23 protein-coding genes are annotated in these 24,220 nt (G+C 64.2%); 14 read left to right on the forward strand and 9 right to left on the reverse strand.

Annotated elements, in window-relative coordinates:
* Positions 1 to 873 (forward strand): diacylglycerol/lipid kinase family protein, encoded by an 873-nt coding sequence (locus KJB29_RS16800; protein WP_215735497.1) that lies wholly within the window; start codon positions 1 to 3, stop codon positions 871 to 873.
* Here KJB29_RS16800 and KJB29_RS16805 read toward each other — a convergent pair.
* Positions 830 to 1,939 carry a TIGR04283 family arsenosugar biosynthesis glycosyltransferase gene (locus KJB29_RS16805; protein WP_215735498.1) on the reverse strand — a complete coding sequence of 370 codons (1,110 nt, stop codon included), beginning with the start codon at positions 1,937 to 1,939 and terminating at the stop codon, positions 830 to 832. The genes KJB29_RS16800 and KJB29_RS16805 overlap by 44 nt on opposite strands.
* Before the next feature lie 99 nt (positions 1,940 to 2,038).
* Between KJB29_RS16805 and KJB29_RS16810 the strand changes: the two genes are divergently transcribed.
* Both KJB29_RS16810 and KJB29_RS16815 read left to right on the forward strand, forming a co-directional pair.
* Positions 2,039 to 2,356 (forward strand): DUF4258 domain-containing protein, encoded by a 318-nt coding sequence (locus KJB29_RS16810; RefSeq protein WP_215735499.1) that lies wholly within the window; start codon positions 2,039 to 2,041, stop codon positions 2,354 to 2,356.
* A 5-nt stretch (positions 2,357 to 2,361) separates the two neighbouring features.
* Positions 2,362 to 2,595 (forward strand): type II toxin-antitoxin system MqsA family antitoxin, encoded by a 234-nt coding sequence (locus KJB29_RS16815; protein ID WP_215735500.1) that lies wholly within the window; start codon positions 2,362 to 2,364, stop codon positions 2,593 to 2,595.
* Positions 2,596 to 2,684: 89 nt separating this feature from the next.
* On the opposite strand, the gene KJB29_RS16820 is transcribed toward KJB29_RS16815, so the two are convergent.
* The 5 genes from KJB29_RS16820 to KJB29_RS16840 all read right to left on the reverse strand — a co-directional run bounded on the left by KJB29_RS16820 (position 2,685) and on the right by KJB29_RS16840 (position 10,240).
* Positions 2,685 to 3,623, reverse strand: coding sequence for a chemotaxis protein (locus KJB29_RS16820; RefSeq protein WP_215735501.1), 939 nt, complete (start codon positions 3,621 to 3,623; stop codon positions 2,685 to 2,687).
* Between the two features lie 161 nt (positions 3,624 to 3,784).
* A complete protein-coding gene (locus tag KJB29_RS16825; protein ID WP_215735502.1) occupies positions 3,785 to 5,845 on the reverse strand; it encodes a molybdopterin oxidoreductase family protein in 2,061 nt (686 codons plus the stop codon).
* 163 nt (positions 5,846 to 6,008) lie between these two features.
* A complete protein-coding gene (locus KJB29_RS16830; RefSeq protein ID WP_215735503.1) occupies positions 6,009 to 7,574 on the reverse strand; it encodes a sensor histidine kinase in 1,566 nt (521 codons plus the stop codon).
* 6 nt (positions 7,575 to 7,580) lie between these two features.
* Positions 7,581 to 8,444: an ABC transporter substrate-binding protein gene (locus KJB29_RS16835; RefSeq protein WP_215735504.1), complete on the reverse strand. Its 864-nt coding sequence runs from the start codon at positions 8,442 to 8,444 to the stop codon at positions 7,581 to 7,583.
* A 20-nt stretch (positions 8,445 to 8,464) separates the two neighbouring features.
* The gene (locus KJB29_RS16840) at positions 8,465 to 10,240 is read right to left on the reverse strand and encodes a TonB-dependent receptor (RefSeq protein WP_246561820.1); all 1,776 of its coding nucleotides are present in this window, start codon (positions 10,238 to 10,240) and stop codon (positions 8,465 to 8,467) included.
* Positions 10,241 to 10,741: 501 nt separating this feature from the next.
* Between KJB29_RS16840 and gptM the strand changes: the two genes are divergently transcribed.
* Genes gptM through KJB29_RS16855 form a run of 3 tightly spaced genes read left to right on the forward strand, consistent with a single transcriptional unit; the run spans position 10,742 to position 12,741 of the window.
* The gene (gptM, locus tag KJB29_RS16845; protein WP_215735506.1) at positions 10,742 to 12,034 is read left to right on the forward strand and encodes a geopeptide radical SAM maturase; all 1,293 of its coding nucleotides are present in this window, start codon (positions 10,742 to 10,744) and stop codon (positions 12,032 to 12,034) included.
* Positions 12,035 to 12,067: 33 nt separating this feature from the next.
* On the forward strand, positions 12,068 to 12,301 hold the full coding sequence (locus KJB29_RS16850; protein ID WP_215735507.1) for a DUF4160 domain-containing protein: 234 nt from the start codon (positions 12,068 to 12,070) through the stop codon (positions 12,299 to 12,301).
* Complete coding sequence (locus KJB29_RS16855; RefSeq protein WP_215735508.1) at positions 12,298 to 12,741, forward strand: DUF2442 domain-containing protein; 444 nt, start codon at positions 12,298 to 12,300, stop codon at positions 12,739 to 12,741. Before KJB29_RS16850 ends, KJB29_RS16855 begins: the two co-directional genes overlap by 4 nt.
* Positions 12,742 to 12,807: 66 nt before the next feature.
* Here the strand turns inward: KJB29_RS16855 and KJB29_RS16860 are convergent, their stop codons facing one another.
* On the reverse strand, positions 12,808 to 13,902 hold the full coding sequence (locus tag KJB29_RS16860) for an AAA family ATPase (protein ID WP_215735509.1): 1,095 nt from the start codon (positions 13,900 to 13,902) through the stop codon (positions 12,808 to 12,810).
* 140 nt (positions 13,903 to 14,042) lie between these two features.
* Here KJB29_RS16860 and KJB29_RS16865 point away from each other — a divergent pair, with 140 nt between their 5' ends.
* The 5 genes from KJB29_RS16865 to KJB29_RS16885 all read left to right on the forward strand — a co-directional run bounded on the left by KJB29_RS16865 (position 14,043) and on the right by KJB29_RS16885 (position 17,226).
* Positions 14,043 to 14,597 carry a chromate transporter gene (locus KJB29_RS16865; protein WP_215735510.1) on the forward strand — a complete coding sequence of 185 codons (555 nt, stop codon included), beginning with the start codon at positions 14,043 to 14,045 and terminating at the stop codon, positions 14,595 to 14,597.
* Positions 14,597 to 15,121 (forward strand): chromate transporter, encoded by a 525-nt coding sequence (locus KJB29_RS16870; protein WP_004511729.1) that lies wholly within the window; start codon positions 14,597 to 14,599, stop codon positions 15,119 to 15,121. The genes KJB29_RS16865 and KJB29_RS16870 overlap by 1 nt, the downstream gene beginning before the upstream one ends.
* A gap of 94 nt (positions 15,122 to 15,215) precedes the next feature.
* Complete coding sequence (locus KJB29_RS16875; protein ID WP_215735511.1) at positions 15,216 to 15,461, forward strand: AbrB/MazE/SpoVT family DNA-binding domain-containing protein; 246 nt, start codon at positions 15,216 to 15,218, stop codon at positions 15,459 to 15,461.
* Entirely contained in the window at positions 15,458 to 15,868 is a 411-nt protein-coding gene (locus KJB29_RS16880) for a type II toxin-antitoxin system VapC family toxin (protein ID WP_215735512.1), read from the forward strand. Before KJB29_RS16875 ends, KJB29_RS16880 begins: the two co-directional genes overlap by 4 nt.
* A gap of 8 nt (positions 15,869 to 15,876) precedes the next feature.
* Entirely contained in the window at positions 15,877 to 17,226 is a 1,350-nt protein-coding gene (locus tag KJB29_RS16885) for a radical SAM family protein (RefSeq protein ID WP_215735513.1), read from the forward strand.
* Here the strand turns inward: KJB29_RS16885 and KJB29_RS16890 are convergent.
* Together KJB29_RS16890 and ligA are read right to left on the reverse strand one after the other, a co-directional pair.
* On the reverse strand, positions 17,201 to 17,479 hold the full coding sequence (locus tag KJB29_RS16890) for an acylphosphatase (protein ID WP_215735514.1): 279 nt from the start codon (positions 17,477 to 17,479) through the stop codon (positions 17,201 to 17,203). The two genes, KJB29_RS16885 and KJB29_RS16890, sit on opposite strands and share 26 nt — an antisense overlap.
* On the reverse strand, positions 17,476 to 19,491 hold the full coding sequence (gene ligA / locus KJB29_RS16895) for an NAD-dependent DNA ligase LigA (RefSeq protein ID WP_215735515.1): 2,016 nt from the start codon (positions 19,489 to 19,491) through the stop codon (positions 17,476 to 17,478). The genes KJB29_RS16890 and ligA overlap by 4 nt, the downstream gene beginning before the upstream one ends.
* A gap of 250 nt (positions 19,492 to 19,741) precedes the next feature.
* On the opposite strand from ligA, the gene KJB29_RS16900 reads away from it, so the two are divergent.
* From KJB29_RS16900 to KJB29_RS16910, 3 genes are all read left to right on the forward strand, one after another.
* Entirely contained in the window at positions 19,742 to 20,938 is a 1,197-nt protein-coding gene (locus KJB29_RS16900; RefSeq protein WP_215735516.1) for an OmpA family protein, read from the forward strand.
* Positions 20,939 to 21,022: 84 nt separating this feature from the next.
* Positions 21,023 to 21,874 (forward strand): KPN_02809 family neutral zinc metallopeptidase, encoded by an 852-nt coding sequence (gene ypfJ / locus KJB29_RS16905; RefSeq protein WP_215735517.1) that lies wholly within the window; start codon positions 21,023 to 21,025, stop codon positions 21,872 to 21,874.
* A 211-nt stretch (positions 21,875 to 22,085) separates the two neighbouring features.
* Positions 22,086 to 24,122 carry an ATP-dependent helicase gene (locus tag KJB29_RS16910; RefSeq protein WP_215735518.1) on the forward strand — a complete coding sequence of 679 codons (2,037 nt, stop codon included), beginning with the start codon at positions 22,086 to 22,088 and terminating at the stop codon, positions 24,120 to 24,122.
* Positions 24,123 to 24,220 lie beyond the last annotated feature (98 nt).

Genomic DNA, 24,220 nt, shown 5'->3' on the forward strand with positions numbered 1-24,220 from the left:
GTGCCCCGTTCCTGCACCCTCATCATCAATCCCACGTCGGGGAGCTATTCCGCGTCACTGGTCGACCGGGTGACGGCTCTCCTGGCCGCAGCCGGCTTCTCCCCCTCAGTGCTCCTCACCGGCGGTCCCGACGATGCCGCCGCCTTTGCCGCCCGGGCCTGTGCGGAGGAGGATCATCCCTTTATCGTGGCGGGCGGGGGGGATGGAACCATGAACGGCGTCATCAACGGCCTCGTGCCGGGCAGGGCGACCTTGGCCTTCCTCCCCCTGGGCACCGCCAATGTCTGCGCCCGGGAGCTGGGGATCGGCTCCGTGGACGAGGCGGTGCGCCGGATCATCCGGCAAGAGGCCCGTCCCCTGTCGGTGGGGCTCCTGGAAGGGTTCGGCGTCAGCCGCCGCTTCTTTCTCATGGCCGGCGCCGGGTTCGACGGCTTCGTGGTGGAGGGGGTAATTGGCGAGGAGAAAAAGCGCTTCGGCAAGGGGGCCTACCTCCTCTCGGCCCTGCGGACCCTGTCCGCCTGGGATGGGAGGCCCGTGGAGGTGGAAGCGGCGGGGGCGCGCCGCTCCTGCCACAGCGTCATCGTCTGCAATGCGGCCCACTACGGCGGGAGCTTCGTCCTGGCCCCCGGCGCGAGCCTCTTCGAGCCCCGCTTCCGGGTGGTCTGCGTCGAAGGGGGGAGGCGGCGCGATTACCTCCGGCTCGCCCTGAGGGTGGCTGCCGGGCGCGGAGCCGCCGGTGCGGGGGTCACGGTCTTCGATGCCGATACCGTGACCATCGGCGGCAACAAGGCGGTGCAGGTGGATGGTGACTTCATCTGCCACGGCCCGGTCACGATCCGTTCCCTTCCGGATTTCGCGCGGCTGGTGGTGTAAGGGGCTCCCGGAGGAGCGACAGCCGGAACCAGATCCAGACCAGGAGCGCCGTTGCCCGATGGCCGGCCCCGTTGTCGGTGAGCCGGTCGAAGATGCGGTCGTGGAGATCGAGGCGCGGCGTCTCTCCTTCGCCCACGGGCGTCCCCTGCCGGAAGTGGCGCCGCACGTCGAGGAAAAAGGGAATCTGCCAGGCGTTGGACCGCACGTAACGCCCGGTCTCGCGCCAGAGCCTCCCGCGCTCCCGGCGGGGAAGGGGGCGGAGCAACCTGGCGATGAGGCGGAGTACCGGACCGAGGAGGAGGCGTCCGGCCCGGTCCTGGCTCTGGTAGAGGCGTGGCAGTTCCGCCAGGAACGGATCCCAGCCCATGGCCGCGAAGTTCATGAGGAGGGCGTTCAGGGTCTGGCGCTCCCGCAATCCTTCCGCCTCGAAGCGGCGGGCCGAGGTGACAATCTCTGCCGGCAGGAGCAGCCACTCCCCCAGGGCCGCGATCCGCTCTGCCAGCCCCACGTCCTCCAGGATCGGGAAGGACTCGTCGAAGGGGCCTGCCTCGGCAAAAAAGCGCCGCCCGAGGAGGAGCCCCTGGTCGCCGTGGGTGCATCCGGACCGGTGGAGCCGGGCCTTCCACTCGTAGAAATAGTAGGGGAGGGAAGGGGCGGAATCTGTGCGCTCGAAGCGGAGCCGGAAGTGCCCGGCCACCCGGTGGCTTCCCCCGGCGGCAACCGTCTGCGTGAAGACATCCAGGGCGGTCCGCAGGGCCAGGGGATCGGGGAGCGCGCAGTCGGCGTGGAGAAAGAGGAGAATGTTGCCCGAGGCAGCCGCGGCGCCGGCATTCATCTGCCGCCCCCGTCCCCTGCCCGCTTCGATGACCTGTGCCGCAAAGGGGGCTGCTGCGGCCAGCCTCCGGGCGCTCTCCGGCGTTCCGTCCGTGGAGCCGCCGTCGGCGATCACCAGCTCAAACCTGACCCCCTGCTGGGCGGAGAGCATCGCGAAGAAGCGTTCGAGCCCCTCAGCCTCATCCAGGGACGGGACGATGATGGATACGGCGTTTGAGGTTGTATTTCGCATGGAGATCAAGCCCTTTGGGTTTTCGCTATCATATCATTGTTCAATATCTCAGCGGATTACTTCTTGACAGCGGGCGTCCAGACGCTATAGACAAATTGTATGGCCTTGGATATTAACCGCATCCACTTGCTTGCAGCGTCCGACAGAATTGCCCTCAAGCGTCATTCGATTCTTCGGATGCATCAACGACGTATAAATGCTGACGAAGTGAAAGAAGCTCTTCTGTCCTGCACCCTGGTAGAGGATTATCCTTCCGATCGTCCTTTGCCGAGCGGACTGGTCCTTGGCCGGACAAGCGATGGGAGGGTAATGCATGCGGTGGTTGCGATAGATGTAGTTGAACCGATGCTGTGGGTTATAACCGTGTATGAACCGAGCCTTTCCGATTGGCTGGAAGGCTTCGAGCAAAGGAGATAAGCTCCATGAACTGTCCGCTTTGCAAGGGGAAGATGCTTCCTGGAAAAACCAATTTGCCGTTCACCGTCGAGGGGGAAGGTAACGTCATCGTCGTGATTAACGTTCCAGCCCTTGTCTGTGAACAGTGCGGCGACGATTTTGTCGAGATCGACGTGGTGCGGAAGGTGGAAAATATCATTGACCGCATTGAGCGAGATGGCATCAGTATGGGACTTGTGGAATACGGTAAAGCCGCCTGACAATCTCGTTCCTGTTTTTCGCTGCACGCAAAAGGCCCCGGAGGAATAACCATCCGGGGCCTTTTGCGTGCTTGATGGAGTCGGTGTCGTCAGTTCATGACACCATCCGCGATCTTTACCAGGTTCGGCAGGTCGGGCTTGGTGACGATGTCCAGCGCCCCCAGGTCCTTCCATTTACGCCGGTTATCCTCGGTGGCCAGGGACGAAAAAATCAGCACCGGCAGCTCCTTGAGCACGTCGTCCTTCTTCACGAGGGAGGTGAGGTGGAGGCCATCCATCTTCGGCATCTCCACGTCGGTGATGAGGAGGTCCAGCTCGCTTCTGAGGGGAGTTCCGGTCGACCGGCAGTGGGAGAGCTTGGCGGTGATCATGTTCCACGCCTCTTCGCCGTTCTCCGCCTCCTCCACGTTGTAGCCGGCGGCCCGCAGCGACGAGCAGATGCTGTTGCGGATGAAGGTCGAGTCGTCCGCCACGAGGATGCGGTGGCGGCTCCGGTCGAGGATGGCCCCCTCCAAGAGCTGGTCATGGCCGATCTCGTGGAGGACGTCCATGCAGCAGATCTCGCCGACAATTTTTTCGAAATCGAGGATCAGGATGATCCGGTCCTCCATTTTCACCATGCCGGTCACGTAGGCCGACTCGATGGCCCGTACCGGCGGCTCCACCTGCTCCCACGAGATGCGGTAGATGCGGGAGACGCCGTTCACCAGCACGCCGATCATCATCCGGTTGAATTCCAGGACGATGACCCGGTCCGGGGCGAGGCAGCTCACGCTCTTGCCGAGGGTGGTGGCCAGATCCACCACCGTGATGACCTTGTCACGGAGCTTCATCATCCCCGCGATGGCGGGATGGGCGTTGGGAACTTTCCACATCTGGGGCTTGCGGATGATCTCCCGGACCTTGGCCACGTTGACGCCGAAGTAGGAGGGGATCGCCTCCCCCTTTTCATTGTGTTCATTGAGCATGAACTCGACGATCTCGAGCTCGTTGGTGCCGCTTTCCAGCAGGATAGTGTGGTCAGCCATGGGCGCGTTCCCCTCGTCGCTGTGATCTGCCTTCCGACCGAAGGCCTGATACTCGTATCGGCGGACGTTGGGAAAACTTTAGCGTTAAAGGCCGGGACCGGGGACCAGGGACCATATAATTCCTAAACCATGCGTCTCGATATTTCGTGGTTCTACTCGAATCAGTCTTTCGGCGCTTGGCTTTTACCGGTCCCTGGTTCCCGGTCCCCGGTCCCGGCCTTTATCTCTATCCTCGTGTCATAGAACGTGCTCCCGTTCCCCCGGTCGGTGAGGCGCTGGCTGGTGAGGGCGTTCACAGTCCGGTCGCCGGGGGCGTGCTCCGACCACCAGACTCCCTCGGCCACGGCCACGCCGGGAGGGACCCGGTCGGTCACCGCAAGGGTGAACTCCACTTTGCCCCGTTCGTTGCAGGCGATCACCCGCTCGCCGTCCCCGATTCCCCGCGTCTCGGCCTCGACCGGGTTCACCATGAGGCGCATCCCCCCCTGCCTTTCCCGTAGTTCATCCTGCTCGTAGAAGGAGGCGTTGAGGGCGTAGAGGGTCGGCGCGGTCATGAGCATGAGGGGGAGATTCCCCTCTTCCTCGTGGGTGGGGAGATGCCGGGGAAGGGGTTCCGGCTCCCGGTGGTTGAGGATTTCCACTTTCCCCGACGGGGTCCGGAAGGTGCGGGGGGTGTCCGGGGCCAGGGGAAGCTCCACCCCCTTCCCTTCCTCGAAGCGGGCCAGGTCGATCCCATCCCTCATGGGAGCGGGGATCGCTACAAGGTGCTCGATGATCTCCTCCTCGGTCTGGCTGAAGTACGGTTCGTCGAACCCCATGGCCTCGGCCAGAAACGCGAAGGTGTCCCAGTTGGACCTGCTCTCCCCCACCGGCGGGATGGCCGGCCATGCACGCTGGATGCAGTAGGTGCCGTAGGCCCGGTAGACATCCCCCGTCTCCAGGGACGAGCAGGCGGGGAGCACCACGTCGGCCCATCGGGCCGTGTCGGTCATGAACCGTTCGTGCACCACGGTGAAGAGGTCGTTGCGGGCAAGTCCTCGAAGGATCGCGTTCTGGTCCGGGGTCACCGATGCCGGGTTTGAGTGGTAGACGTAGAGGGACTTCACTGGCGGGTCGGCCAGCTCCGTCAGGGCGTGCCCCAGGCGGTTCATGTTCACGATCCGGGTGGGGCGCAGCATGAAGTCCTCGCGGGTCACCTCCTTCATGGCAAAGGCGGCGCCGGTGCTGGTGGAGGCCAGGAGCCCTCCCCCTCGCTTTCCGTAGGCCCCCACCAGGGCTGGCAGCGCGCAGATGGTGCGGACCGTCATGGCGCCGTTGCCGTAGCGGGAGAGCCCGCTCCCCAGCCGGATGAAGGGTGCCTTTGCCCGGGCGTAGCAGCGCGTCATATCTTCGATGACCGAAGCGGGAATGCCGGTCATGGCGCTCACCCGTTCCGGCGGGTAGCCGGGGAGGACCTGCTCCGCCAGTTCGGCAAAGCCCTGGACCCGCTCCTCTACGAAGGCCTTGTCGATGAGCCCTTCCCGGGCGATGACGTGCATCATCCCCAGGGCCAGGGCGCCGTCGCTTCCGGGGCGGGAGAGGATGACCCGGTCCGCCGCGGCGGCGGTGGGGGTCTCATAGGTGTCGATGAGCCAGACCTGGGCGCCCCGCTTCCTTGCCTCCCTGACTCCATGGAGGAAGTGGATGTTGGTGGCCGCCGCATTGATCCCCCAGAGGATCACCAGATCGCTTTTCGCCACCTCGTCCGGGTGGGGGGACGGCGTATCCCCCATGATCGCCTTCCACCCCGCCTCCTTGGCCGGCGAGCAGATGGTCCTGTCGAGCCGTGACGCCCCCAGCCGGTGGAAGAACGCGTGGCCGCAGTTGCGGTGCACGAGCCCCATGGTCCCGGCGTAGGAGTAGGGGAGGATTGCCTCGGCCCCGTAGCCGGAGATAATCTCCTGCCAGCGGGCCGCGATTATGGCAACCGCCTCGTTCCAGGTGGCGGCGCGGAACTCCCCCATTCCCTTGGGGCCGATGCGGACGAGGGGGGTTGTGAGGCGCAGGGGAGAGTGGACCGTCTTCTCATAGTGGAGCATCTTGGGGCAGAGGGTGCCCCGGGTGAAGGGGTGCTCCGGGTCGCCGGAAACGCGCATGGCCCGGCCGTCCTCCACCTCCACCAGGAGGCCGCAGGTGTCGGGGCAGTCGTAGGGGCAGACAGAGCGTCTCATTTCGGTGGGCATGGGTACCTCGTGGATGTGAAATGCCGGATAACGACTACAAGAATAACACAGAGCAACTGAGCAACTGAGAAATCAATACGGTAATCCAGTTTACTGCCTGACTTGAGGGGGTTAGCAGCTTATATTCTCTTTGCTTTTCTCTGTTGCTCCGTTGCTCTGTGTTTTAGATGCCTTTCGTGGACGACGGCGAGCAGGAAGGCAGGGTGAAGTAACAGGTGGTTCCGGCCCCCGGCGTGCTTTCGAGCCAGACGCGGCCGTCGTGGCGCTCCATGACCCGGTGAACGATGGCGAGCCCCACCCCGGTGCCGGGGAACTCATCGGGGCCGTGGAGCCGCTCGAAGGGCTTGAACAGTTTGCCCACATAGGCCATGTCGAAACCGACCCCGTTGTCTCTCAGGAGGAAGACCTTCTCCCCGTCCCGCTCGATGCTGCCGAACTCGATGCGGGCATCGGGGGTGCGCGACGTGAACTTCCAGGCGTTCCCCACCATGTTCTCCAGGGCCGTCCAGATGAGTTCCGTGTCGCCGTGGGCCGTCACTTCTGGCCCCACCGTCAGCGCCACCTCCCGCAGGGGATCGGCCTGCCGCAGCGTCGCGACGATCGCCCGCACCATGGCGCCCAGGTCCATCTCCCGGCAGGTCATTCCCCGCCGCTGCACGTTGAACAGAGTCGACATGGTAGAGATCACCCGCTCCATCTGCCTTCCCACCGTGGCGATGCGCCGGATATACGCGCGGGCCTCCTCGTCGAGCCGCTCGCCGCAGTCCTCCTTCAGGGCCTTGCAGAGGCCGTTCAGGCGCAAGAGCGGCGCCCGCAGGTCATGGGCGGCCGAATAGCTGAACGACTCCAGTTCCCGGTTTACCGCCTCCAGCTGGGCGGTCCGGTCAATGACCTTATCCTCCAGACGGGCATTCAGCTCCCGCAACTGCCTCTCCGCCTCGTCCCGTTCCTCCCGTCGCTGCCTGAGGGCGTTCACCATCCGGTTGTAGGATGCGGTGAGCTCGCCGATCTCGTCCTCCGATTCCACCGGGAGGAGTACGTTCGTCTCTCCCCTTTCGATGGCCCTGACCTCATCCGACAGGTGGGTGAGGGGACGGGTGATGCCGCGGATGATCAGGTAGACCAGCCCCATTCCAACGGCCAGAAACGCCAGCGCCCCAATGACCGCCGTGGCGGTGAGGCGGCGGACGTGGGCATGGACCTTCTCTTCATCCATCACGACCCGCACCGTCCCGAGGCGCTGGCCGGCCTGGGGCGGCTGTTGCGCCGGCGAGAAGTAGAGGTCGTCATCGTTCCCCTTGCCCTGGAGCGCGAAGACCGGCTCCGAAAACTCCTGCGTCAGGGCGGCGCTGCTCCCGCCATCGCTCACCGATTGCCGGGCCGCGCGGGCCAGGGTCCGGCCATCCCGGTCGACGATGGTTACCTCCAGCACGTCGGGGGTCCGTATCACCCCATCGGCCAGGTCGGCGAGCTGTTCGCGGTTGGCGGCAAAGAGCCCCAGACGGGCGTTATGGGCAAGGAGGCGGGTCAGGAGCTGACCCTCGGTGACAAGATTCTCGTGGAGTATGGCGTGCTGGTTGGTGAGGAAGAAGACGATGAAAACAGCCGAGAGGATAACGATGCCGGCGGCTGTCGTCGAGAAGAGTTTGGCGCGAAAGCTCCCGCGGACGTCCCGTGGCGGGGTGGGGCTCGCCGGTTGGAAAGAATCACAGGGGGAGTTCTTATCCATGGGGGGTCACTCCTTCAACGTGATGCCCAAGTGTTGCGCCACGGAGTGGTTCACCTTCAGGCGCGTCTTTGCGGGATGCTCCGACGTTTCCGCTTGGGGCGAAGCGCCGTCCAGGATGCGGCGGGCCATGCGGCCGGCCTGCCGTCCCATGTCGGCCGGGTCCACCTCGATGGCGGCAACGGCCCCCTGCTGCAGGTACTTGGCGGCAAAGGCCACCACCGGCACCCGGTTTTGCTGGGAGAAGAGGGCGAAGGACTCCATCGTGTCGCGGGTCACCACCGTCGGGTCGGGGAGGAGCCAGAGGGTGTCCACCTTCCCCTTGAGGGAGGAGAGTTCGCGGACCGCCTCGCGGGGGTCGTCGGCCCTGCGGACCACCAGGGTGATGCCGAGCCGCTCCGCCGCCTGGCGGGCCTCCTGCACCAGCGCACCGGTCTTGGCCGGGTTGTAGATGATCCCCACACGCTTGCCACCCAGCCCATTTCCGCAGAGGGAGAGGTAGCGCTCCGCCGGCACGTCCATCTCGATGCCGGTCACGTTGCGTCCCAGGGCGTCGGCGGTTGCGGAGGGGGGCACCATCACGTAGACCACCGGAATCTCGCGGATCTCCCGCACCCTCGCCAGGGCGTCGCGGCCAACGGCCAGCACGAGGCGGGGGCGGGCCTCCCGCACGGCCCGAACCACGTCGGCACCCCGCAGGTCGGAGAGCACGAGCCGCTCCACGGAACGCACGCCGGCCGCGTCCTTGAAGCCATGGAATGCGGCCTCGAAGGGTGCCATGCGCTCGCCCTGCACCACCACGACTTCCGCGGCGAAAGCCGGGAAGCCCCAGAGGAGCAGTACAGCGAGTATGTGGAGGATCAGTCGGTTCATGCGTTCCTAAATCGTTTTCGTTACCACTTGATGCGGAGGCCGCCTTCGAACCAGCGGCTGGGGTTGACAAAGATTTCGTTCGTGTACTGCCTGCCGTTGAACAGGTTATGGCCCGTGAAGAAGAGCTCCGCTTCGGCGTTGGTGCCCTTATAGGCCTTCCAGCCCAGGTTCAGGTCCCAGATGAAGTCGTCGTAGCGGGCATTGAACGCAATGCCCCTCGCAGAGGGTTCGTTCCACCAGATATAGTGCCCCAGGAGGGCGCCCCGGAAGGTGCGGTCGTCATAGTGGAGCCCCAGGTCCCACGTCTGGCGGGGAATTTCCTGAAGCCGCTGGTCGGTGTCGGCGTTCCTGGCGTCGATGAAGACGTAGCCCAGGGAGAGCCAGGTATCAAAGAAGGGGGTGGTGCGGGCCTCCACCTCGAACCCTTGCTTGAGCTGTTTCAGCCGTTCACCGTTGAAGGCGACATCCCGGGCGGTGTTGCGGAACCATCCCGCCTTGAGCCAGAGGAAGGGGATTTCCGTCGTCTCGATTCCCGCGTGGATTGCCCAGATCCGTTCGTTGGTGAAGGTCGGGTCGAAGTTGATGGTCGACAGGCTGTACCCCCGGGCGTAGTTGGCCCGCAGGAGGGTCCGGTCGGTGAGGCTGAAGGTTGCCCCGAGGCTCTGGCTCCAGAACTCGCCGTCGCGGCTGGTCCGGTCATAACGCAGCGCCGGGGTGAGGGTGAACCGCTCCCAGCCGATGGTGTCGTTCAGGAAGAAGCCCCACTTGTCGTTGGTTCCCTCGTTCGACAAAGGCAAGGTGCCGATCAGGGTGAAGGTGTCGCTACTGGTTTTTGTATGGCCGTGGTCGAAATCCATGCCGCCGACCACCGTGTGGAGCCCCTGCCGCCAGGTGAGGAGGGCACTCGCTCCGGCGGTTTCCTCTTTGTTGCCGACGAGTTGGAATGTGTCGCCGGAAGTCAGGAAGAAACGCTTGCTATCCGCATCAAGGAGGGAGCCTTTGAGCGTCAGGTCAAGGGCGAGCCGCTCGGTGAGGTGGTAATTCAGGGCAAGGGTCGAGGTGAGTCGGCTTGTCTCTAAATCGGAGGTGACTCTGCCTTCGGACAGAATGGGGAGCAGTCGGGCGGGGAGCGGGAAGACCCCTTCGCCCGCTGAACCCTTGAGGTAGTTGATGGTGAAGCGGATGCTCCCCTTGTCGCGGAGGCTCCAGAGGAGCTTGGCATAGAGGTTGTTGCTGTCGGAGGCATTATGGGGGCGGAAGCCGTCGGACCGGACGTTGCTGCCCGAAAGGTAGTAGCCCAGCCGTCCCATGGTCCCGGTCAGCTCGCCTTGGGCGTCGCGGGTGCCGCGCTCTCCCCCGGAGAAGGAGGCGGACCCGCCGGGGATGGCAGTTTCCCGGGGGGATTTGGTGATAACGTTGATGACCCCCCCCAGGGCGGAACCCCAGGCCGTGGAGGCCGGCCCCTTCACGATTTCGATCCGTTCGATGTTCCCCACCGGGATCTGGGCGATGACCGCGGCGTTGTCGGCCAGATTGCTCATGGAGACACCATCCACGAGGACCAGAACTTGGCGGAAACGGGAGCCCTGCAGCGAGTAGTCGGCGACGAGTCCACCCTGCAGGTCGACCTGGACCCCGGGGACCCTGTTCAGCACCTCTGCCAGGTTATGGGCGTTCTGGGCTTCGATCTCCGCGGCGGTGACCACGGTGATGTCTTCGGCGCTGCGGGAAAGGGGGCGGGGGGAGCGGGTGGCGGCCGATACCGTCAAATCGCTGGACTCGTAGTAGAGCTCCAACAAATTTGAGTCACTCTCTTCTGCGGCGTAGACGGGGGGGAAGCAGGTAAAAAGAAGGGTAAGACAGACGAAAAATACTGAGATAACCAGTCTAATCAGCGATGTATTTGTCCGGCTCGCCAAGGGGGGCCGGGGGGATCCAATAACGTCGTTGATTGATGGCGATTCGGGCATGTGAGTTGCTTGTGTAATTGATGTAATTTTGGTTATTTGACGTTCGGGGAGGTGTGAAGATTTCATGACTTTTTAGCAGGAAAGTTTTGTTGTGTCACCCGTTATTTTGATGTTGTCGAAAGGGGCGAGGTCAACGGAAGGAGGTGAGCGCCATGACTGAGGAACGTGAGGAAGTGGTTGTTCTCGACGAAGGGGTTGAGGAGTCGGTCGATGGCCCGCTGGCCTGTTGTTCAGCGAGTTTTGGTTTCGTCATTTAACTGATGCTTGCGATGGCGTGCGGTGCATTTAGCCGGGGGACGGGTTCCCCCGGCTCTTTTGGGGGTACCCATGATCCTCTCCCGCCACGTGAAAGTCTTCCCCTGCACGGAGCGGCCGGGCCAACTCATTCTCTTCTCCTGCCGCACCGGCGCGGTGCTCCGCGTACCCGCCCTCCTCCTCGAAGCCGCCCGCGGCGGCACCCTTTCGCCTAAGCCCGCCGAAACCCTCGCCCGCCGCGGCTTTCTTGCCGAAGACCCGGAAACGGAGCGGCGGGAGATGCTCGCCTGGTTCGACCGGATCAACGCCCGGCGGCGCCGCTGCAGTGCCGTGGTGGTCCTGACCCGGGCCTGCAACCTCGCCTGCCCCTACTGCTTTGAGGCGAGGCAACCGGGCCTGCACCAGATGGACGGGGAGACCGCCGATCTCTTCGTATCCTTGGTGGAGCGTGAGCACCTGGCCCGGGGACGGAGGGTCACGCTTAATTTCTACGGCGGCGAGGCGCTCCTGCGCCCCGATTTGATCCGGCGGATCGCCGAACCGCTGCGGGAGGCCGGCGGCGACCGGTTTTCCTTCAGCCTGGTCACCAACGGAACCCTCCTTACCCGGACGCTGGTGGAAAGTCTTCTCCCCCTCGGCCTCGACGGCGCCAAGGTGACCCTCGACGGCCCGCCGCAAATCCATGACCGCCGGCGTCCCTTTGTCTCGGGAGCGGGGAGCTTTGCCGCGATCATCGCCAATCTGCGGGAGGTGAGCGGACTGATCGGCATCGCCATCGGCGGGAACTACACCCGCGACACCTGGCGGGAGTTCCCCCAACTCCTCGACATCCTCCCTGTCGCGGGGCTCACCCCGGAGCGGGTCCGTCTCGTCAGGTTCGATCCGGTGATCGGCCGGGAGGGTGTTGCGGGGCTGCCCGACTTTTCGGAAGGGTGCGGCGGCCTCACTGAGCCGTGGCTCGTGGAGGCGTCCCTCGTCCTTCGGGAGGAGATCGTGAAACGGGGGTACCTGACGTCTAAACCGGCTCCGGCCGCCTGCATGGTGGAGTTCGACACCGATCTGGTGGTCGACACCGATGGGGCCATCTACCGCTGTCCCGCCTTCATCGGCCGGCCCGCGTTCGTTGCCGGCCGTCTACGAAACGGCGCCGGCAGCGCAGGGGACGCGTACGGGATGGACGTCTGGAAGCAGGAGGAGTGCCTCGACTGCACCTATCTCCCCTTGTGTTTCGGTGGGTGCCGCTTCATGAGGTTGGCGGAAACGGGCGCGGTGGATGTCGTAGCGTGCCAGCGGGAGTACCTGGACGCGACCATTGAGGCGATGGTGCGTCGGGGCGTGGACAAGGAGAATCAATTGCCGGCTTGACTTGGTGAAACCATTGCACTACCATTGCCATATATGCCGACAATCAAGCACTTCCGACACTGCCGTCTGACCATCTACCCCAACGAGCACGGGACGCCCCACTTTCACCTTGAATTCACCGACGGGGACCGCTGCTCCGTCGCCATCGAGACGCTGGAGATACTCATCGGCGAGGTGCGACCGGCGCGGAAGATGGCCGAGGCCATGGCATGGGCCGGCGAGAACCGGGAACTGCTGCTGGAAAAATGGAAGGAGATTACGCGATGAACAAGCCGCCGCGGATCGAGGAAGTGACCGCCACCCCCCCGGCGACCCTGACCATCCGCTGGTCCACGGGGGAAATACTGGCCGCCGATATCGGCGACTGGATCAGCCGCTTCGCCCTGCTGGCGCCGTTGCGGGACGGATCGGTCTTTTCCGGCGCCCGGGTGGGGTGGTACGGGCACAGCGTCGAGTGGGGTGAAGGGGTGGAGCTTGGCGCGGACCAGCTCTACTCCCGCTGCCGCGCCCAGGCGGGCGAGCCGTCACCGGCCGAGTTCGATGCCTGGATGCGGGCCAACAACCTCTCCCTGGCGTCTGCCGCCGAGGCCATCGGCATGTCCCGGAGGATGGTCGCCAACTACCGGACCGGCAGCAAGCCGATCCCGCGGCACGTCTGGCTTGCCTGCATCGGGTGGGAGACCATCAAAGGGCGCCGGGCGGCGTAGGTCAGGTATCCCCTCACCCTCCTTCGGGCACCCACTCCCTTGGGGAGAGGGGCAGGGGTGAGGGGACTATGACAGCATCCGGTCCAGTTCGTCGAAATCCAGCACCTTTTCCGCCTGTGCCTTGACCAGGTCGATCTTCTCTGCGTCTTCGGCGCTGATCTTGGAGACGTGGTACTTCATGGCAGAGAAGACGTCGGCGGTGGTTTCGTGGATCCGGATGTAGGGGATGGAGCTGTCGTCGAGGATCTTCTGGGTGATGGCGGAGACCGGCGCGTGGCCGGGAACCACGAGGCCGGCGATCTTCTCCCGGTAGGCGGGGATGTTGTAGAGGGACGAGAGGGTGACGAGGAGTTCGTCCCGGGAGCTGGTGACCAGGAGCATGGTCGATTCGGCAAGTCCGTCGATGACCTTCTGGGACGAGGCGGCGCCGAGCTGGATATGGTGGATGATCCGGGTCCCCTGGCTCTGGTCCCCCCTGAGGGGGTGGGCCAGGAGCCGCGCGATGTTGTTCAGGGTTGGGTTGGCGAGGATCGGCGACCAGTCGAAGGCCCCGACGACGTTGATGCCGTGGGGGGTGAAGGCCCGCTGGAGGTAGGAGAGGGAGGTCTCCCGTTTCTCAGGGATGAGCTTGTTGACCAGGAGCATCCGCAGGTCGGCCCCCTCCATCCGGTAGAGGGGGAGGTTCAGCTGGACCGAGTCGATGACGTTGCCGATGCCGCCGCCGGAGACCATGATGACCGGCGCATCCACCAGCTTGGCCACCTTGGCGTTGTTCATGCCGATGACGGAACCGACCCCGCCGTGGCCCGATCCTTCGATGATGAGGTAGTCGTTTTTCCGCTCCAACTCCCGCACTGCTTCGGTGATCCGCTCCGCGGGCCAGAGGGTGGGGATCTCCCCGTCGATGAAGCGCTTGGTGGAGCCCCGCTCCAGCACCACCGGCGACATATGGTTGATGTCCCCTTCGAGGCCGAAGATGCGCGCCATGAGGGCCGCGTCCATGTCGACGGTGATATCGTTGAAGAACTGGCACTTGGGGCCGATGGCCTTGATGAAGCCGACCCTGCCGTACTTTTTCCGGGCCAGGTGCATCAGCGAGACGCTGATGGTGGTCTTGCCCGAGTTAATTCCCGTTGCCGCGATGAAAACCTTCTTGCACATGGTGATCGCTTCCACCTCTGACCGCTGAGATCCACTACCCAAACGACAAGTATAATTTTACCAGAAGATTCTATGCAAGCACGTATACCGTATGGCTTTTCCCTTGCCCCCCACGGATGCCCCTTGCTATAAGGAATTCCATGGAAACGACAGGTAACCGGGTATCCCTCGGGGAAATTTTTCGCACGTTCCTCATCATTGGCGTTACCGGCTTCGGCGGGGGGATGGCGGTGGTGGCCCTGGTGGAGCGGGTCTGCGTCCACGACAAGGAGTGGCTCAGCCACGAGGAGTTCATGCACGGCCTCGCCTTCGGGCAGTTCCTGGGCCCCTTCTCCCTCAATTCCTGCACCTTCGTCGGGTGCACCCTCCGGGGCCGCATCGGGGGCACCGTGGCCGCGTTCGCCTTCATTCTCCCGTCGTTTCTGATTGTCTCATTCCTTTCGCTCCTCTACTTCCGCTACCATGAACTTCCCGAACTCCAGTCGGCCCTGCAGGGGACCAACCCCGTCATCATCGCCCTGATCCTGGTGGCGGCCATTGGCATGGGCCGCAAGATTCGCGGTGTGGAGCCGTGGGCCATCGCCCTTCTCACCTTCGGGCTCGCCGCGTTCTTCCAGGTGAACGGCCTCGCGCTCCTGGCTCTGACCGCCCTCTGGTCCCTGGCCCGGGCCCGGTTCCGTCAGGTGCACCACTGATGGGGTCCCTTGCCACCATTGCCTGGACGTTCCTGAAGATCGGCCTGGTCTTCGTGGGGGGAGGGTACGTCCTCATTCCGCTTCTCCACCGGATCATGGTGGACCAGTACCACTGGCTCACCATGAAGGAGTTCCTGGACGGACTGGCCCTCTCCCAACTCACCCCCGGCCCCCTGGCGATCCTCGCCACCTTCGTGGGATACCGGGCCGGAGGCTTTGCCGGCGCCCTGGTGGGGACCGTCGCGATCTTCCTCCCCTGTACCGCCCTCATGGTCTTCCTTACCCGGCGCTACGAGCGGCTGCGGAACATCCGCCTGATCCGCGAGGTGCTGGACGGGGTCGTGCCGGCCGTGGTGGGGCTCGTGGCGTCCGCCGGCTGGAAGCTGGGGAGCACCTCCCTCGGCTCGGCGCGGGACATTCTCCTCTTCGTCGCCGGCTTCGCCATTCTCCAGTTCACGAAGGTGAGTCCCCTCTTCGTCATCCTCGGCGCCGGAGCGCTGGGGTATTTTCTTCATTTTTCCTGAAAAATCACACTATATTCTGAGCATTTACTTTGTTTGATATTTCACGTATCCTTACTCTGTGGCCTGAGTAAGAAATTGCATGGAGGTAAGAATCATGCTCTCAACGGTTACGTCGAAGGGGCAGATTACCATCCCGAAGGAGATACGGTCGCTCTTGAACATCAAGGCCAACGACCGGGTTGATTTCGTCATCGAAGGGGGAAGGGCCATCCTGGTGCCGGTGAAGACCCTCCGGGACCTGCGGGGCGCCGTGACTCCCCAGGAGGGAAGCAGCTTTGCCGGGGAGCGTGAGGCCGCGAAACGGGCCGTTGCCCGGCGCGTCCGCGAGGAGATGGAATGAACCGCTGCTTCGTGGACACCAATCTCTTCATCCGGTATCTCACCAACGACGACCCCGCCAAGGCCGACCGCGTTGAGCAGCTCCTGGACGACGCAGCCCGGGGCGATATCGCCTTGGTGACCACGGAGATGGTCATGGCCGAGGTGGTCTGGGTGCTGGAGTCCGCCTACGGGCTCAAGAGCATCGACGTCTCGCCCCTCATCAGGGGGATTCTGGCCACGCCGGGGCTGGAGGTCATCAACGGCCACCTCGTCTCCCGGGGGCTGGAATTCTACGAAACGCACAACATTGACTTCATTGACGGCTACATTGCGGCAGTGATGGAAAAGCAGGGGATCACGGAGATCTACTCCTTTGACCGAAAGCACGTCTCCCGCCTGAAGGCCATCAGCCGCAAGGAACCGTAGGGCTGACCATGAAACGAAAAACCCTTCCAAAACTCCTCTATGCCGACGCCAAGGGAAACATCTTCGACCACCCCGACCTCTGCATGGCCGGCATGAGCGGCCCCGAGGCGGTCCTCCCCGAGGGGGTGGAGTTGATTCCGCTCCCCGAGGGGAGCCGGCTCTTCACCATCCCCGATACCCCGCCAGTTGCCTGGGACGAGAAGCAGCGGAAATTCGTGACCGTGGCCACGGTCCGGGAAGGGCGGCGAAACCTGCCGGTGCAGGCGGTGTCGGCCTTCATGGCACCGGGGTACGTGCGGACGCTGCTTCCTGCCTGCGATTACGGCAAAAAGAAGGTGCACCTGCCGCTCTGGTCCTACACCGCCGTGGGGTGGGACGAGGAGCGGGACTGCTTCGTGGTGGCCGCCTCAAGGGTGGATACCAACGACAACTGGAACCCGAACAACTACGACGACCGGAAGCTGGACCCCCTGGTGCGGCAGCGGCTGGCGGAGATGCCCAACAACCGCCTCCTGGAGCAGCTTGCCCGCTGCGCCGTGGATTACCACTGCTTCGCCGCCAAGAACCTGTTCTTCCGCCGTTGGGAGGCGCCGCTTCCCACGTCGCCGGCCTGCAACTCCCGCTGCCTGGGGTGCATCAGCCTCCAGCCCTCGGACTGCTGCCCCTCCAACCAAGAGCGGATCGGTTTCATCCCCACGCCGGAGGAGATCGTGGAACTGGCCCTGCCGCACCTGGAACAGGCCCCGGAACCGATAGTCTCCTACGGCCAGGGGTGCGAGGGGGACCCCATCATGCAGGCCGACACCGTGGCGGAAGCGACGCGGCGGCTCAAGAAGGCCACGAGCCGTGGGACCGTGAACTTCAACTCCAACGGCTCATTCCCCGATCGCATCGCCCTGCTCTGCGACGCGGGGATGGACTCCATGCGGTTCTCCATGAATTCGGTGCGGGAGGAGTTCTACGACACGTACTACCGGCCGGTGGGGTACCGCTTCGCCGACGTGAAGGAGTCGGTGCGGTTGGCCAAGGAGCGGGGGCTATTCGTGATGATCAACTACCTGGTCTCGCCGGGGCTCTCCGACAACGCCGACGAGGTGGAGGCGCTCCTGCGGTTCATCGGCGACACCGGCCTGGACATGATCCAGATGCGGAACCTCTCCATCGATCCCGACTTCTACAATAAACGGATGGGGGTCACGGGACGGGGGATCGGCATGTACCGGATGCTGGAGCGGGTGAAGCGGGAGTTTCCCCGGATCCAGTACGGCTACTATAACCGGACCCGGGAGAAGTTCTACCCCGAGGGGCTGGAGAAGAGCTGGCCGATACCTCTCAGTACCGCACGTCAAAGCCGCTGAATTCGCCCCGGAACTCCCCCCGTTCGATGAGCACCCGGTCGACCCGGGCGCGGGAGGGGCCGTGGTGACACCATTGTGCGAGGGCTTCCACGGCGTCCTCGCCCCCCTCGAAGCACCCCCGCACATCGCCGTCGGGAAGGTTCTTCACCCACCCGGTGACGCCGAGCCGCTGTGCCTGCTGAACCGTGTTATTGCGGAAGGCGACCCCCTGCACGAGCCCCTTCACGGTGACGATGGCGCGAATTTTCTTCATTGCTCTTCCCCCATCATTTCCAGAAACTGATCTTCCGTGAGGACTGTGACCCCCAACTGTCGGGCCTTCTCCAGCTTGCTCCCCGCCTCGGCCCCGGCCACCACGTAGTCGGTCTTCTTCGACACCGACCCTGCCGCGTGCCCCCCCTCGTTCTCAACCATCTTCTGGGCCTCGCTCCGGCTGAAGCGGGTGAGCGCCCCGGTGAAGACGAAGGTCTTGCCGGTGAACTTTCCCCCCACCTTTTTCTCTTCAACCGTCGGCTCCACGCCGGCTTCGACCATCCGCCGGATGGTTTCCCGGTTCCCCTCGTTGTGGAAGAAGGTGGTGATGCTCTGTGCCACTTGGGGGCCGATCTCGCGGATGGAGAGGAGTTCCTCCTCCGTGGCCCGGGCCAGGTTGTCGATGCTCCCGAAGGCCGTGGCCAGGAGCTTTGCCGTGTGCTCCCCAACGTGGCGGATGCCGAGGGCGAAGATGAAGCGGGAGAGATCCCGTTTCTTGCTGGCCTCGATGGCGCTGAGGAGATTTTCCGCCAGCTTGTCCCCCATCCGGTCGAATTTCATGAAATCGCCCTTCGCGAGGGTGTAGAGGTCGGCCACGTTCCCCACGAGCCCCAGCCTCAGGAGCTGCTCGATGTACTTCTCGCCGAGCCCCTCCATGTCCATGGCGTTGCGGGAGGCGAAGTGGATGATGGATTCCCGGATCTGGGCCGGGCAGGAGAGTCCCATGCAGCGCACCGCCACTTCGTCGGGGATCTTCACCACCTCGGAGCCGCACTCGGGACACGCGGCGGGAATGGGGAGGAACCGCTCGCTCCCCGTGCGCTTCTCGGTGAGGACCCGCACCACCGCCGGGATGACGTCGCCGGCCCGCTCGATCACCACGGTGTCGCCGATGCGGATGCCTTTCCGCTCCATCTCCTCCCAGTTGTGGAGGGTGGCCCGGGAAACGGTGACGCCGGAGACCTCTACGGGGCGCAGGTTGGCCGTGGGGGTGATGACTCCGGTGCGCCCCACGGACGGGACGATGTCCTCGATGATCGTCACCGCCTGGCGCGGGGGGAACTTCACCGCCACGGCCCAGCGGGGTGAGCGGCTCTTCTCCCCCAGCTCCCGCTGGAGGGGGAAGGAGTCCACCTTCACCACGACACCGTCGATCTCGAAGGGGAGGGTGTCGCGCTGTTCGGCCATCTCGCGGTAGTAGGCGAGGACCCCGGCGACTCCCGACACCTGCCGTGCCAGGGAGGTCACCGGAAGGCCCCGCTGCCTGAGGGCGGAGAGAAACTCCCCTTGACTGCCGAAGTCTGCGCCGCGAATCTCTCCCGGCGCATAACAGAACATGGTGAGGGGGCGCCGGGCCGTGATGCGCGAGTCCAACTGCCGGAGGGAGCCCGCCGCCGCGTTGCGGGGGTTGGCGAAGGGGGGCTCTCCCTCCTCCTCCCGCTGGGCGTTCAGCCGCTGGAAGGCCGCCAGGGGGAGAAACACTTCGCCCCGCACCTCCAGGAGCTCCGGGGGATTCTCCCCTTCGAGCCGCAGGGGGATGCTCTTGACGGTTTTCAGGTTCTGGGTAACGTTCTCCCCCACGACCCCGTCGCCCCTTGTGGAGCCCACGGTGAGCGTGCCGTACTCATAGACCAGTTCCACCGCAAGCCCGTCCAGCTTCGGTTCGCACACGTAGGCGATCTCTTCCCCGGCCGGAAGCGCCAGGGCGCGCTTCACCCGGGCGTCAAACTCGGCGATATCGCCATCGGTAAAGGCGTTTTCCAGTGAGAGCATCGGGATCCGGTGGGTCACCTGCTTGAACTTCTCCAGGGGTGCCCCCCCCACCCGCCGGCTAGGGGAGTCGGGGGTGACCAGCTCGGGATGCTCCTCTTCCAGCTTCAGCAGTTCGCGATAGAGAGCGTCGTATTCCGCGTCGGTGAGCTCGGGGCGGTCGAGGACGTAATAGAGGTGGTCATGGCGCCTGATCTCGGCGCGCAACTCAGCAATGCGCCGCTCGGCGGCGTTTCTGTCCATGGTGAATCTCCGTGGTTTGATGATAGGTGCTTATAGCATAGCGGGGATGTCATGGCAATTTGTCGGGATGGTTAACAGGGCTGTGCAGGGATTGGTTACAGGCGCCTCTGGTTTTCGGTAGAGCAGGGTACAAGGACGCGACTTTTCGCTAAAACCTCGAAAGGATTGAATGTCGCAATAAGTATGTTTTAATTGTCACTGCCGGACACGGCGCGAATAGTGGTGATTGCCACGTCACAAGGAGGGAGCCATGGCGACGAACCTGTTGGAGCAGCTTAGCGGGATGTTTACCAGTGACCTAGTGGGGCAGATCGGCCATTTTCTGGGGGAGGGAACGCCGGCCGTCCAGAAGGGGGTGCCGGCTGCCCTTTCGGCGCTGGTGGGAGGGGTAGCCTCCAAGGGGGCGACGACAGAGGGGGCGGCGCAGATTCTCGGTCAGGTCCGCTCCGGCGGGTTCGGGGAGAATACCCTCTCGGGCATGGCCGCGTCACTGGCAGGGGGTGAGGCGACCAAGGGGCTCCTGGAGCAGGGAAACTCCCTCGTCGGCTCGCTCCTCGGCAACAGGGCCGGCGGGGTTGCGGAGTGGCTGTCGTCCGTGAGCGGCCTCGGAAAGGGGAGCGCCCAGTCGCTGCTGGCTCTCCTGGCCCCCTTCGTCATGGGGAAGATCGGCAAGGAGGCACAGGAGAAGGATCTGGGGGCGGTGGGGCTTTCGGGGCTCCTGGAAGGCCAGGGGCCATTTCTGCAACAGGCCGCCCCGGCGGGACTGGCCGGCCTGCTCGGCCTCTCCAGCCTGTCGGGCCTCGGGGGCGGCGCGTGCCCCAGCGCCCTCTTCTCCGGCCCCCTCTCGAAGATCGTCTGGATTCTGGCCGGCATCGTGGTTGCCTTCCTCCTGTACACATTGCCCCAGCGCTGCTCCATGAAGACTCCGGCAATCCAGCCGGCGCCGCCCCAAGTGCAGGCACCGGCCGTCAAGGTTGATCCGAAGCTGGGAGCCTTCGGTGATGTGACGCTCCCCGACGGCGTCACCCTGAACATTCCCGAATTCGGCATCGAGCGGAAGCTCCTCGCCTTCATCCAGGATGGGGCGAGACCCGTGGACAAGACCACCTGGTTCACCTTCGACCGGCTCCAGTTCGAGACCGGCAGCGCCGTGCTGAAGCCTTCATCCCAGGAGCAACTCGGCAATATCGCCGCGATCCTCAAGGCGTTCCCCCAGGTGGCCATCAAGATCGGCGGCTACACCGACAACGTGGGTGATCCCCAAGCAAACCTCAAGCTCTCCCGGGACCGGGCAAGCAACACCATGCAGGAACTGGTGAAGCTGGGCATCGATCCCTCCCGCCTTGAATCCGAAGGGTACGGGGAGGAGCATCCGGTTGCCGACAACGCCACGGAGGAAGGACGGCAGCAGAACAGAAGGATCGACGTCCGGGTGACAAAGAAATAGCTGACACGGGGCGCGGATGGTTCATGGGGGTTATCCGCGCCCCGTGTGCATTCAATCGGCAGACCATGACAGGAGTGCCTTGCCATGCGATGGAGTGACGGACGGAGAAGCGACAACGTGGAAGACCGCCGGGGGATGACCGTTGGCCGGAAGGCGGTGGGGGGCGGCATCGGCACGATCATTCTCGCGCTGGTAGCCATGTACTTCGGCATCGACCCGTCGGTGGTCCTGCAGGGGGGCGCTCCCCTCACAGCGCCGACAGAGACGAGACAGGCCGGCAAGCCTCCCGCCAGTGACGAACTTGCCCAGTTTGTGTCGGTGGTTCTGGCCGACACCGAGGATACCTGGCACGAGCTCTTCCGGAAGAACGGCAAGACCTACCAGGAGCCGAAGCTGGTCCTCTTCACCGGCGCCGTGGAGTCGGCCTGCGGCTATGCCCAGGCCGCCATGGGCCCCTTTTACTGCCCCCTGGACCAGAAGGTCTACATCGACCTCAGCTTCTACCGGGACCTGAAGGAGCGCTTCAAGGCGCCGGGGGACTTTGCCCAGGCGTACGTCATCGCCCACGAAGTGGGGCACCACGTCCAGTCGCTCCTCGGCATTTCGGAGAAGGTTCATGATCTGCAGCAGCGGAGCGGCAAGGCCGAAGCGAACCAGCTCTCGGTGCGACTCGAACTCCAGGCCGACTGTCTGGCCGGCATCTGGGCCCACCACGCCGACCGGAGCCGGCAGGTACTCGAAAGCGGAGACGTGGAGGAGGCGCTCCAGGCTGCCACCAGCATCGGCGACGACCGCCTCCAGCAGCAGGCCCAGGGGTACGTCATCCCCGAAAGCTTCACCCACGGCAGTTCCGAGCAGCGAGTCCGCTGGTTCAGGTCCGGCCTCGAAAGCGGAAGCTTCGGGGCGTGCAATACCTTCGGGGGCGGCACGCTGTGAGGATATGACGGCATTGGGATGGATTCAATTCCAGCAACCCTGTGGTGCCAGAGCTGTTGAAGCATCTTTGCCTCCGCCGCCTTACGCACGTCACCTTGGCACGGTAATCGCTCCCTTGCATTTCTCCTGATACCTCTGCTATCAATGATGACAGCCGGGCCAATCAGCCCGGCTGTTGTGCGTCTGGAGCACCGATTCCGAGGTTTATTCCATGCTTGACCTTTCCACCCTCAATCCCCCCCAGCGGGCCGCCGCGGAACATACCGAGGGGCCGCTCCTGGTCCTTGCCGGCGCCGGCTCCGGCAAGACCCGGGTCATCACCTACCGGATCGGCCACCTCCTCCTCGACAAGAAGGTGAAGGCCGAGAACATCCTGGCGGTTACCTTCACCAACAAGGCGGCCGGCGAGATGAAGGAGCGGGTGCGGGAACTGGTGGGGCGGAGCCGCGCCAAGGGGATGGTCATCTCCACTTTCCACTCCCTGGGGGTCCGGATCCTGCGCCGGGACATCGAGCGGCTCGGTTACAAGAAGAATTTCAGCATCTACACCACCTCGGATCAGATCGGCCTCATCCGCCAGGCCATGCGGGAGGTGAACGCCGACGGGAAGAAGTTCGACGCCGAGACCCTCCTCTGGCGGATTTCTGGCTGGAAGAACGGGCTCATCACCCCGGACCGGGCCGTTCCCCGCTACGACGATCCCGACGAGCTCCTGGCCTGCGACGTCTACCCCCGCTACCAGGCGCTCCTCCACGCCTGCAACGCCATCGACTTCGACGACATCATCATGCTGACGGTGCGGCTCCTCCAGGACTACCCCGAGGTGCTTGACCACTGGCAGGAGCGGTTCCGCTATATCATGGTGGACGAGTACCAGGACACCAACGCCTCCCAGTATCTCTTCATTTCGCTCCTGGCGCGGAAGTACCGCAACCTCTGCGTGGTGGGGGATGACGACCAGTCCATCTACGGCTGGCGGGGGGCCGACGTGGGGAACATCCTCGACTTCGAGCGGGACTACCCCGGCTGCCGGGTGGTGAAGCTGGAGCAGAACTACCGCTCCACCGGGACGATCCTGGAGGCGGCGAACCAGGTCATCAAAAATAACGCGAAGCGGAAGGAGAAGCGCCTCTGGACCGACGTGGGGGAGGGGCGTCCCATCGACATGGTCATCGCCCAGGACGACGAGGAGGAGGCGACCCTGGTGGTGGAGCGGCTCCAGATGGAGCGCTACCAGCACAACCTCACCTTCGGCGATTTCGCCATCCTCTACCGGACCAACTCCCAGAGCCGGGCCTTCGAGGAGCAGCTTCGCTTCGAGGACATCCCCTACGTGCTCGTGGGGGGGATGCAGTTCTACGAGCGCAAGGAGGTTAAGGACGCCCTCTCGTACCTGAAGGTGATCGACAACCCCCTGGACGAGCAGGCGCTCCTGCGGGTGGTTAACTTCCCGCGGCGAGGGATCGGCGACGGCACTGTGGTGAAGATCAACCAGTGGTCCCTGGAGCACCAATGCCCGCTCCTGGAGGCCATGGGGCGCGTGGAGGAGATCGAGGGGATCACCGAGGCGATGCGGGAAAAGGTTCTGGCGTTCCACCGGCTCATCACGGGCGCGGCCGGGGAGTTCCGCCGTCCGGGAGATCTGGCGGCGCGGGTGAAGGGGTTCTACGACCGGATCGGCCTTGAGGAGGAGCTCTACCGGACCATCGAGGAGCCGGCCACGGCCCGGCGCAAGGTGGAGAACGTGGAGCAGATCATCAACTCCATGGCGGGGTACGAGGAGCGGATTCCGGGGGCGACCCTGTCGGGTTTCCTGGAGAAGGTCTCCCTCATGGACGAGGACCGCTTTAGCGGCAAGGACAAGAAGGAACACGGCAAGGATGCCGTCACCCTCATGTCGCTCCACTCCAGCAAGGGGCTGGAGTTCCCCTTCGTTTTTTTAGTGGGGTTCGAGGAGGAGATCCTCCCCCACAAAAAATCGGTGGAGGAGGGGATGAGCATCGACGAGGAGCGGCGCCTCTGCTACGTGGGGATCACCCGGGCCCGCCGGCACCTCACCATAACCCGCTGCCTCCACCGGAAGAAGTACGGCAAGCTCCTGGAGCGGCAGCCGAGCCGCTTCCTGGAGGAGATCCCGGAGCGACTCGTGCAGGTTCATGAAGGTGAGGTGAAGAAGGCCGCCACCGAGGAGGAGCAGGAGGCCATGGCCCAGGATTTCTTCGCCCGGATGCGGGAGAAGCTGGGGTGATTGAAAACGGCAGCTTAAACACAGAGCAACTGAGCAACAGAGAAATCAATTTGTTTAAGGCAATTCTCTGTGTGACTTTTCGGAGATAGTTTTAAACA

The organism is Geobacter grbiciae (assembly GCF_018531165.1).
GTDB classification, from domain to species: Bacteria; Desulfobacterota; Desulfuromonadia; order Geobacterales; family Geobacteraceae; genus Geobacter; species Geobacter metallireducens.

What these genes read in the sequence shown, in the direction of transcription:
- KJB29_RS16890 (WP_215735514.1), bottom strand. Translation starts at nt 17,479, where the DNA reads ATGAAGAAAATTCGCGCCATCGTCACCGTGAAGGGGCTCGTGCAGGGG.
- gptM (WP_215735506.1), top strand. Translation starts at nt 10,742, where the DNA reads ATGATCCTCTCCCGCCACGTGAAAGTCTTCCCCTGCACGGAGCGGCCG.
- ligA (WP_215735515.1), bottom strand. Translation starts at nt 19,491, where the DNA reads ATGGACAGAAACGCCGCCGAGCGGCGCATTGCTGAGTTGCGCGCCGAG.
- KJB29_RS16810 (WP_215735499.1), top strand. Translation starts at nt 2,039, where the DNA reads ATGGCCTTGGATATTAACCGCATCCACTTGCTTGCAGCGTCCGACAGA.
- KJB29_RS16855 (WP_215735508.1), top strand. Translation starts at nt 12,298, where the DNA reads ATGAACAAGCCGCCGCGGATCGAGGAAGTGACCGCCACCCCCCCGGCG.
- KJB29_RS16870 (WP_004511729.1), top strand. Translation starts at nt 14,597, where the DNA reads ATGGGGTCCCTTGCCACCATTGCCTGGACGTTCCTGAAGATCGGCCTG.
- KJB29_RS16885 (WP_215735513.1), top strand. Translation starts at nt 15,877, where the DNA reads ATGAAACGAAAAACCCTTCCAAAACTCCTCTATGCCGACGCCAAGGGA.
- KJB29_RS16805 (WP_215735498.1), bottom strand. Translation starts at nt 1,939, where the DNA reads ATGCGAAATACAACCTCAAACGCCGTATCCATCATCGTCCCGTCCCTG.
- KJB29_RS16820 (WP_215735501.1), bottom strand. Translation starts at nt 3,623, where the DNA reads ATGGCTGACCACACTATCCTGCTGGAAAGCGGCACCAACGAGCTCGAG.
- KJB29_RS16880 (WP_215735512.1), top strand. Translation starts at nt 15,458, where the DNA reads ATGAACCGCTGCTTCGTGGACACCAATCTCTTCATCCGGTATCTCACC.
- KJB29_RS16815 (WP_215735500.1), top strand. Translation starts at nt 2,362, where the DNA reads ATGAACTGTCCGCTTTGCAAGGGGAAGATGCTTCCTGGAAAAACCAAT.
- KJB29_RS16850 (WP_215735507.1), top strand. Translation starts at nt 12,068, where the DNA reads ATGCCGACAATCAAGCACTTCCGACACTGCCGTCTGACCATCTACCCC.
- KJB29_RS16910 (WP_215735518.1), top strand. Translation starts at nt 22,086, where the DNA reads ATGCTTGACCTTTCCACCCTCAATCCCCCCCAGCGGGCCGCCGCGGAA.
- KJB29_RS16825 (WP_215735502.1), bottom strand. Translation starts at nt 5,845, where the DNA reads ATGCCCACCGAAATGAGACGCTCTGTCTGCCCCTACGACTGCCCCGAC.
- KJB29_RS16875 (WP_215735511.1), top strand. Translation starts at nt 15,216, where the DNA reads ATGCTCTCAACGGTTACGTCGAAGGGGCAGATTACCATCCCGAAGGAG.
- KJB29_RS16860 (WP_215735509.1), bottom strand. Translation starts at nt 13,902, where the DNA reads ATGTGCAAGAAGGTTTTCATCGCGGCAACGGGAATTAACTCGGGCAAG.
- KJB29_RS16835 (WP_215735504.1), bottom strand. Translation starts at nt 8,444, where the DNA reads ATGAACCGACTGATCCTCCACATACTCGCTGTACTGCTCCTCTGGGGC.
- KJB29_RS16900 (WP_215735516.1), top strand. Translation starts at nt 19,742, where the DNA reads ATGGCGACGAACCTGTTGGAGCAGCTTAGCGGGATGTTTACCAGTGAC.
- KJB29_RS16865 (WP_215735510.1), top strand. Translation starts at nt 14,043, where the DNA reads ATGGAAACGACAGGTAACCGGGTATCCCTCGGGGAAATTTTTCGCACG.
- KJB29_RS16830 (WP_215735503.1), bottom strand. Translation starts at nt 7,574, where the DNA reads ATGGATAAGAACTCCCCCTGTGATTCTTTCCAACCGGCGAGCCCCACC.
- ypfJ (WP_215735517.1), top strand. Translation starts at nt 21,023, where the DNA reads ATGCGATGGAGTGACGGACGGAGAAGCGACAACGTGGAAGACCGCCGG.